This window comes from Streptococcus mitis (genome assembly GCF_002096835.1).
GTDB classification, from domain to species: domain Bacteria; phylum Bacillota; class Bacilli; order Lactobacillales; family Streptococcaceae; genus Streptococcus; species Streptococcus mitis_W.
The window spans coordinates 121,323-129,493 of sequence record NZ_NCVG01000018.1; the positions used below are offsets into that span (position 1 = coordinate 121,323).

General features: G+C 40.3%; 9 protein-coding genes and 1 tRNA gene. 8 read left to right on the forward strand and 2 right to left on the reverse strand.

The annotated features are described in order from the left end of the window. The first annotated feature begins 5 nt into the window (after nt 1-5). The 6 genes from ytpR (at nt 6) to B7699_RS02545 (ending at nt 4,890) form a co-directional block, all read left to right on the forward strand. The gene (gene ytpR / locus B7699_RS02520; RefSeq protein ID WP_045612823.1) at nt 6-632 is read left to right on the forward strand and encodes a YtpR family tRNA-binding protein; all 627 of its coding nucleotides are present in this window, start codon (nt 6-8) and stop codon (nt 630-632) included. 41 nt (nt 633-673) lie between these two features. Beyond that, nucleotides 674-1,435, forward strand: coding sequence for an SDR family NAD(P)-dependent oxidoreductase (locus B7699_RS02525; RefSeq protein WP_084927047.1), 762 nt, complete (start codon nt 674-676; stop codon nt 1,433-1,435). 76 nt (nt 1,436-1,511) lie between these two features. Then, a complete protein-coding gene (locus tag B7699_RS02530; protein ID WP_000282440.1) occupies nt 1,512-1,907 on the forward strand; it encodes a single-stranded DNA-binding protein in 396 nt (131 codons plus the stop codon). A 155-nt stretch (nt 1,908-2,062) separates the two neighbouring features. Continuing rightward, nucleotides 2,063-2,347, forward strand: a complete 285-nt coding sequence (groES, locus tag B7699_RS02535) for a co-chaperone GroES (protein WP_000917335.1) — start codon at nt 2,063-2,065, stop codon at nt 2,345-2,347. A gap of 15 nt (nt 2,348-2,362) precedes the next feature. Continuing rightward, a complete protein-coding gene (gene groL, locus B7699_RS02540) occupies nt 2,363-3,985 on the forward strand; it encodes a chaperonin GroEL (RefSeq protein WP_084927048.1) in 1,623 nt (540 codons plus the stop codon). Nucleotides 3,986-4,122: 137 nt separating this feature from the next. Further along, entirely contained in the window at nt 4,123-4,890 is a 768-nt protein-coding gene (locus tag B7699_RS02545) for an epoxyqueuosine reductase QueH (protein ID WP_084927049.1), read from the forward strand. Nucleotides 4,891-4,960: 70 nt separating this feature from the next. Here the strand turns inward: B7699_RS02545 and ntdP are convergent, their stop codons facing one another. Together ntdP and recX are read right to left on the reverse strand one after the other, a co-directional pair. Then, entirely contained in the window at nt 4,961-5,494 is a 534-nt protein-coding gene (gene ntdP, locus B7699_RS02550) for a nucleoside tri-diphosphate phosphatase (protein WP_000775316.1), read from the reverse strand. 88 nt (nt 5,495-5,582) lie between these two features. Continuing rightward, a complete protein-coding gene (gene recX / locus B7699_RS02555; protein ID WP_084927050.1) occupies nt 5,583-6,359 on the reverse strand; it encodes a recombination regulator RecX in 777 nt (258 codons plus the stop codon). Nucleotides 6,360-6,396: 37 nt separating this feature from the next. Between recX and rlmD the strand changes: the two genes are divergently transcribed. Next, nucleotides 6,397-7,752: a 23S rRNA (uracil(1939)-C(5))-methyltransferase RlmD gene (gene rlmD / locus B7699_RS02560; protein WP_084927051.1), complete on the forward strand. Its 1,356-nt coding sequence runs from the start codon at nt 6,397-6,399 to the stop codon at nt 7,750-7,752. A gap of 58 nt (nt 7,753-7,810) precedes the next feature. Further along, a tRNA-Glu gene (locus B7699_RS02565) sits at nt 7,811-7,882 on the forward strand. Nucleotides 7,883-8,171: the final 289 nt, after the last annotated feature.

An 8,171-nucleotide genomic window follows, 5' to 3' on the forward strand; every position in this document is an offset into this window, starting at 1 on the left:
AAACAATGATTTTTACATATAATAAAGAACATGTCGGTGATGTCCTTATGGTCGTCGTGAAAAACAGCGGAGATGCCAAACTAGATGTGGAACGCAAAGGCAAGGTAGCCCGTGTTTTCCTCAAAGATAATGGGGAAACAGTGGCGTGGAATATTTTTGAAGTTTCAAGTTTATTTGAAATTGCAGAGCGCGGTCAAGTGTTTTTGACAGATGAGCAAGTTGCTCGTTTGAACCAAGAATTACAAACGGAAGGTTTTACAGAAGAAATTGTTAATGACAAAGAGCCTAAGTTTGTTGTTGGTGAAATTGTTGAGATGGTAGCTCATCCAGATAGTGACCACCTCAATATCTGCCAAGTTGCAGTCGCAAGTGACAAGACAGTGCAAATCGTTGCAGGGGCTCCCAATGCGCGTGTTGGGTTGAAAACCATTGTAGCTCTTCCTGGAGCAATGATGCCAAAAGGCAATCTTATTTTCCCAGGTGAACTTCGTGGTGAAAAGAGTTTTGGCATGATGTGTAGTCCTCGTGAATTGCATCTGCCAAATGCTCCGCAAAAACGTGGTATTATTGAATTATCAGAAGACCAAGTTGTTGGAACTCCATTTGATCCAGCTAAACACTGGACTGCCTAAGAAGTTGTTAGTATCTGATAGACCAGCTAGAAGGAAATAAGATGGAAAAAAATGTTGTGATTACAGGGGCGACATCAGGAATCGGTGAAGCGATTGCGCGTGCTTATCTGGAGCAGGGTGAGAATGTCGTTCTAACCGGACGACGGACAGACAGGTTAGAAGCCCTTAAGTCGGAGTTTGCAGAAACTTTTCCAAAACAAACCGTCTGGACCTTTCCACTAGATGTGACGAATATGACCATGGTAAAGACTGTCTGCTCTGATATTCTAGAAACGATAGGTCAGATTGATATTCTGGTCAACAATGCCGGACTGGCTCTAGTTTTAGCACCCTATCAGGATTATGAAGAGTTGGATATGCTAACCATGTTGGATACCAATGTCAAAGGTTTGATGGCAGTTACTCGCTCTTTCTTACCAGCAATGGTAAAAGCCAATCAAGGACATATCATCAACATGGGGTCAACCGCAGGAATCTACGCCTATGCAGGTGCCGCTGTTTACTCAGCTACCAAGGCAGCAGTTAAGACCTTTTCAGATGGTCTGCGAATTGATACCATCGCAACGGATATCAAGGTGACAACCATTCAGCCAGGGATTGTCGAAACAGATTTTTCTACGGTACGTTTTCATGGTGATAAAGAGAGAGCTGCGTCCGTTTACCAAGGAATAGAAGCCTTGCAAGCTCAGGATATTGCAGACACAGTAGTCTATGTGACCAGTCAACCTAGTCGTGTGCAGATTACAGATATGACCATCATGGCCAATCAACAGGCAACAGGTTTCATGGTTCATAAAAAGTAAAAAATTTCCTCGAAAAGTTACAAATTTCTGTAACTTTTTTTGATTTCCTACGAATAGATAAGTAGGAGGAAAAAATATGTATAATAAAGTTATCTTAATCGGACGCTTGACGTCTACACCAGAATTGCACAAAACCAACAATGACAAGTCAGTTGCGCGAGCAACTATCGCTGTGAACCGTCGTTACAAAGACCAAAATGGGGAACGTGAAGCTGATTTTGTCAATATGGTCCTTTGGGGCAGGCTAGCAGAAACCTTGGCAAGCTACGCAACTAAAGGTAGCCTCATTTCAGTGGATGGAGAATTACGTACCCGTCGTTTTGAGAAAAATGGTCAGATGAACTACGTGGCCGAAGTCCTCGTGACAGGATTCCAACTCTTGGAAAGTCGTGCCCAACGTGCTATGCGTGAAAATAATGCAGGCCAAGATTTGGCGGATTTGGTTTTGGAAGAGGAAGAATTGCCATTTTAAACATCGAAAAGTCTGAGTTTGTCTCAGGCTTTTTATCTTGAGAAAGTCAGACTTTTTTCTTGACTATTTCTGACCAAGTGATACAATAGAACTATAAATTAGCACTCAGGTATAAAGAGTGCTAATACTATCTATCTCATTATGGAGGAAATCAGATGTTGAAACCATTAGGAGACCGTGTGGTCTTGAAAATTGAAGAAAAAGAACAAACTGTTGGAGGCTTTGTCCTCGCAAAATCAGCCCAAGAAGAAACGAAAACAGCTACAGTAGTGGCTACTGGACAAGGTGTTCGTACCTTGAACGGTGACTTAGTTGCTCCAAGTGTTAAAGCTGGAGACCGTGTCTTAGTTGAAGCTCACGCAGGTCTTGATGTCAAAGATGGCGATGAAAAGTACATCATCGTAGGCGAAGCTAACATCTTGGCTATCATTGAAGAATAGAAGGAGAAAGTAAGTATGTCAAAAGAAATTAAATTTTCATCAGATGCCCGTTCAGCTATGGTCCGTGGTGTCGATATCCTTGCAGACACTGTTAAAGTAACCTTGGGACCAAAAGGTCGTAATGTCGTTCTTGAAAAATCATTTGGTTCACCCTTGATCACCAATGACGGTGTAACTATTGCCAAAGAAATCGAATTGGAAGACCATTTTGAAAATATGGGTGCCAAATTGGTATCAGAAGTAGCTTCAAAAACCAATGATATTGCAGGTGATGGGACTACAACTGCAACTGTTTTGACCCAAGCAATCGTCCGTGAAGGAATCAAAAACGTCACAGCAGGTGCAAATCCAATCGGTATTCGTCGTGGGATTGAAACAGCAGTTGCCGCAGCAGTTGAAGCTTTGAAAAACAACGCCATCCCTGTTGCCAACAAAGAAGCTATCGCTCAGGTTGCAGCCGTATCTTCTCGTTCCGAAAAAGTAGGCGAATACATCTCTGAAGCCATGGAAAAGGTTGGCAAAGACGGAGTCATCACTATCGAAGAGTCACGTGGTATGGAAACAGAGCTTGAAGTCGTAGAAGGAATGCAGTTTGACCGTGGTTATCTTTCACAGTATATGGTAACAGATAGCGAAAAAATGGTAGCTGATCTTGAAAATCCATACATTTTGATTACTGATAAGAAGATTTCAAATATCCAAGAAATCTTGCCACTCCTAGAAAGTATTCTCCAAAGCAATCGTCCACTCTTGATTATTGCGGATGATGTGGATGGCGAAGCCCTTCCAACTCTTGTTTTGAACAAGATTCGTGGAACCTTCAACGTGGTAGCAGTTAAGGCACCTGGTTTTGGTGACCGTCGCAAAGCCATGCTTGAAGACATTGCCATCTTGACAGGCGGAACAGTTATCACAGAAGACCTTGGTCTTGAGTTGAAAGATGCGACAATTGAGGCGCTTGGTCAAGCAGCGAGAGTAACTGTGGACAAAGATAGCACTGTTATCGTAGAAGGTGCTGGGAATCCTGAAGCGATTTCTCACCGTGTTGCAGTTATCAAGTCTCAAATCGAAACCACAACTTCTGAATTTGACCGTGAAAAATTGCAAGAACGCTTGGCAAAATTATCAGGTGGTGTAGCAGTCATCAAGGTCGGAGCTGCAACTGAAACTGAGTTGAAAGAAATGAAACTCCGCATTGAAGATGCCCTCAACGCTACTCGTGCAGCTGTTGAAGAAGGTATCGTTGCAGGTGGTGGAACAGCCCTTGTAAATGTTATCCCAGCCGTGGCTGATTTGGAATTGACAGGAGACGAAGCAACAGGCCGCAATATTGTTCTCCGTGCATTGGAAGAACCAGTCCGTCAAATTGCCCACAATGCAGGATTCGAAGGTTCAATCGTTATCGATCGTTTGAAAAATGCCGAGCTTGGTACAGGTTTTAACGCAGCAACTGGCGAATGGGTTAACATGATTGATCAAGGGATTATCGACCCAGTTAAAGTGAGTCGTTCAGCCCTACAAAATGCGGCATCTGTAGCCAGCTTGATTTTGACAACAGAAGCAGTCGTAGCCAATAAACCAGAACCAGCAGCCCCAGCTCCAGCAATGGATCCAAGTATGATGGGCGGTATGATGTAAGATTTCTATAGAAAACAACTTATAAAAAATACAAAAGGAGGGAATGCCTACCCCTCCTTTTTATGCTATTCACTTCTAAATAGATTTGAGCTCTCTTAACTTATATGATAAAATAAGACTAGAAAAAGGAGAAGAACATGATCGATGTAGAAGAAATTCTGAGCAAGATGAACCCCAATCAGAAGATTAATTATGACCGTGTCATGCAGAAGATGGTGCAAGTATGGGAGAAAAATGAGCAACGGCCAACCATTCTCATGCATGTTTGCTGTGCCCCTTGCAGTACCTATACCCTCGAATATTTGACCAAGTATGCAGATGTGACTATCTATTTTGCTAATTCTAATATCCATCCTAAGGCAGAATACCATAAGCGGGCCTATGTCACCAAGAAATTTGTTAGTGATTTTAATGAGCGAACTAGCAATAACGTTCAATACCTAGAAGCCCCTTATGAACCTAACGAATATCGTAAACTGGTTCGAGGTTTGGAAGAAGAGCCTGAAGGAGGCGACCGTTGCAAGGTTTGCTTTGACTACCGATTGGATAAGACAGCGCAAGTGGCTATGGACTTGGGCTTTGACTACTTTGGCTCAGCCTTGACCATCAGTCCTCATAAGAATTCTCAAACCATTAATAGTATCGGAATCGATGTGCAAAAAATTTATACAACCCACTATCTTCCAAGTGATTTCAAGAAAAATCAAGGTTACAAACGTTCGGTAGAGATGTGTGAAGAGTATGACATCTACCGTCAATGTTATTGTGGATGTGTCTATGCAGCACAAGCCCAGAATATTGACCTGGTTCAGGTTAAGAAGGACGCCACAGCGTTCTTGCTGGATAAGGATGTTGAAAAAGACTATTCCCACATCAAATTTACTGTTACGAAATTAGATATATAAGGATAAGCCCAGCTGAAAAGCTGGGTTTATCAAATAAAAAAACCGGGGCCTTAACCCCAGTTTGACAACTTTACCGATTCTTTAGTTCTACATAGCGCTTGTACCAAATGTTTACATAGGCTTCTGAGAAAGGACCACGTCCATTGTTAATCCAATCAACAAGAATTTTGACATGTTCTTTTAAAATGTAGTCCAAGTCATCAGAATAATTCATTTTGCGTTTGTGACGCTCATACTCCTCAACGTCCAAGAGACGTTTTTCCCCATCTGTAAAAATTTTAACATCCAAATCGTAATCAATATACTTCAGTGCTTCTTCATCCAGATAGTAGGGGCTAGCCATATTGCAATAGTAGGAAATTCCATTATCGCGAATCATGGCAATGATATTAAACCAATATTTCTTGTGAAAGTAAACAATAGCCGGTTCTCGAGTGACCCAACGACGACCATCACTTTCGGTAACCAGTGTATGATCGTTGACACCAATAATGGCGTTTTCTGTTGTTTTTAGTACCATGGTGTCCCGCCAAGTTCGGTGGAGACTCCCATCATGCTTATAACTTTGAATTGTAATAAAGTCGCCTTCTTTTGGAAGCTTCATAACTAACCAACTTTCTACAATTTATAAGTTTATCGTTTACTATTGTACCATAAAATTACCTAAAATCTGTGAATTTTACATGAAAATATTAAAGATATTCTCTGAGAGCGCTTGCTATATCCGAAAAATCGTAGCCTTTTCGTGCTAAAACTTGGGTTAAACGCTGTTTAAGTTCGTATCCTTCATATTTTCGGGCGTACTTAGAATATTGCTTATCAAGTTCCCTGAAGATGAGTTCCTGAGTCGTTTCTTGGTCAACTTGACTATCCAACTGATCAAAGGCAGTTTTAGCATCAGAATAGGAAAATCCCTTGTTGGTCAGATTTTGGATTATCTTATCTTGCAAGGCACGAGCTGGAAGTTTTCCCTCATATTTTTTCAATAGTTTATTAGCTACACGTTGAGCAACTTCCGAAAAATCAAATTCTTTCAAGTTCTCCTCTATAGTAGATTTTGGAACCCCTTTTTGTGTTAGTTTCTGAGTCAGTACATAAGGCCCCTTGTCTCCTGAAAGTTGATTGGCATTGATGATAGCATAAGCGTACTGATCATCATTAATCCACTTATCTTCTTTAAGATTAATAATAACTTTAGAAGCTATGTTTTCATCAATATCGTATTTTTTTAGATATTCTCTGACTTCTTTTTCAGTGCGCGCTTTAAAGGATAGGTGGTAGAGGGCTAGATTTTTACCATAAGAAAATTGAGCAAAGTCCTGAATTTCTTTTAATTCTTCTTCACCTATCACCTTATCTCTCGATAACATAAAACGAACAATAGTATCTTCAGTAATGTAGCATTTGTAGTCATTATCAAGCTCCATCAGATAGAGTCTTTTTTTCTTTTCAAGTTTTGTGATTTTCATAGTTCTATTATAACTCAAAATGTGATAAGATAGGGGTATGAATCTGAAAGTGAAACAAAAAATACCATTAAAAATCAAGCGCATGGGAATTAATGGTGAGGGAATCGGTTTTTACCAAAAAACACTAGTCTTTGTACCGGGTGCTCTCAAAGGAGAAGATATCTATTGTCAGATTACTTCTATTAAACGCAACTTTGTTGAAGCAAAATTACTAAAGGTTAATAAGAAGTCTAAATTTCGAGTTGTGCCAGCTTGTACTATTTACAATGAATGCGGAGGCTGTCAAATTATGCACCTGCATTATGATAAGCAACTGGAGTTCAAGACGGACTTACTTCACCAAGCGCTAAAAAAATTTGCCCCTGCAGGATATGAAAATTATGAAATTCGTCCAACTATTGGAATGCAGGAACCCAAGTACTATCGTGCTAAGTTACAATTTCAGACTCGAAAATTTAAAAATCAGGTCAAGGCGGGCTTATATGCACAAAGCTCTCACTATTTAGTAGAGTTGAAAGACTGCCTGGTACAAGACAAGGAAACCCAAGTGATTGCTAATCGTCTAGCAGAATTACTTACTTATCACCAGATTCCAATCACGGATGAGAGAAAAGTTCTAGGTGTTAGAACTATAATGGTCCGACGAGCAAGAAAGACTGGACAGGTTCAGATTATTATTGTTATAAATCGTCAGCTTAATTTAACCCTGCTGGTAAAAGATTTAATTAAAGATTTTCCAGAAGTTGTGACAGTAGCTGTTAATACCAATACAGCTAAAACCAGTGAGATTTATGGTGAAAAGACAGAGATTATCTGGGGACAAGAGAGTATTCAAGAAGGTGTACTCGATTATGAATTTTCACTATCTCCTCGAGCATTCTATCAACTAAATCCTGAACAAACAGAAGTCCTCTATAGTGAGGCTGTAAAAGCCTTGGATGTTAATAAAGAAGACCATTTGATTGACGCTTATTGTGGAGTTGGAACGATTGGATTTGCCTTCGCAAAGAAAGTTAAAACATTAAGAGGTATGGATATTATTCCAGAAGCCATTGAAGATGCCAAGCGAAATGCTAAAAGAATGGGATTTGACAATACTCATTATGAAGCTGGAACGGCAGAAGAGATTATTCCTCGCTGGTATAAGGAAGGCTACCGAGCAGATGCTCTGATTGTGGATCCACCACGTACAGGTCTGGATGATAAGTTATTAGATACTATTCTTACTCATGTACCAGAAAAAATGGTCTATATTTCTTGCAATGTTTCGACCTTGGCTCGTGATTTAGTACGTTTAGTAGAAGTCTATGATCTCCATTATATCCAGTCGGTCGATATGTTCCCGCATACAGCTCGAACGGAAGCTGTTGTAAAATTAATAAAAAAAGTTTAAAAAAGTTGTTGACAAAGTTTGAAAAGTCTGTATAATAGTAAGAGTTGAAAACAACTCAGGTCCGTTGGTCAAGGGGTTAAGACACCGCCTTTTCACGGCGGTAACACGGGTTCGAATCCCGTACGGACTATGGTATGTTGCGGATGGCACACTTGATGAAAAAAAGTTTAAAAAAGTTTCAAAAAAGTGTTGACAAGCGAAAGCGACTGTGATATACTAATATAGTTGTCACTTGAGAGAAGCAAGTGACAAAGACCTTTGAAAACTGAACAAGACGAACCAATGTGCAGGGCACTACAACTAAGGTTGTAGTACTGAACAATGAAAAAACAATAAATCTGTCAGTGACAGAAATGAGTGAGAACTCAAACTTTTAATGAGAGTTTGATCCTGGCTCAGGACGAACGCTGGCGGCGTGC

Excerpts from the sequence above, each read along its gene's own strand:
- ytpR (WP_045612823.1), top strand. The coding sequence starts at position 6 with ATGATTTTTACATATAATAAAGAACATGTCGGTGATGTCCTTATGGTC.
- B7699_RS02525 (WP_084927047.1), top strand. The coding sequence starts at position 674 with ATGGAAAAAAATGTTGTGATTACAGGGGCGACATCAGGAATCGGTGAA.
- B7699_RS02530 (WP_000282440.1), top strand. The coding sequence starts at position 1,512 with ATGTATAATAAAGTTATCTTAATCGGACGCTTGACGTCTACACCAGAA.
- groES (WP_000917335.1), top strand. The coding sequence starts at position 2,063 with ATGTTGAAACCATTAGGAGACCGTGTGGTCTTGAAAATTGAAGAAAAA.
- groL (WP_084927048.1), top strand. The coding sequence starts at position 2,363 with ATGTCAAAAGAAATTAAATTTTCATCAGATGCCCGTTCAGCTATGGTC.
- B7699_RS02545 (WP_084927049.1), top strand. The coding sequence starts at position 4,123 with ATGATCGATGTAGAAGAAATTCTGAGCAAGATGAACCCCAATCAGAAG.
- ntdP (WP_000775316.1), bottom strand. The coding sequence starts at position 5,494 with ATGAAGCTTCCAAAAGAAGGCGACTTTATTACAATTCAAAGTTATAAG.
- recX (WP_084927050.1), bottom strand. The coding sequence starts at position 6,359 with ATGAAAATCACAAAACTTGAAAAGAAAAAAAGACTCTATCTGATGGAG.
- rlmD (WP_084927051.1), top strand. The coding sequence starts at position 6,397 with ATGAATCTGAAAGTGAAACAAAAAATACCATTAAAAATCAAGCGCATG.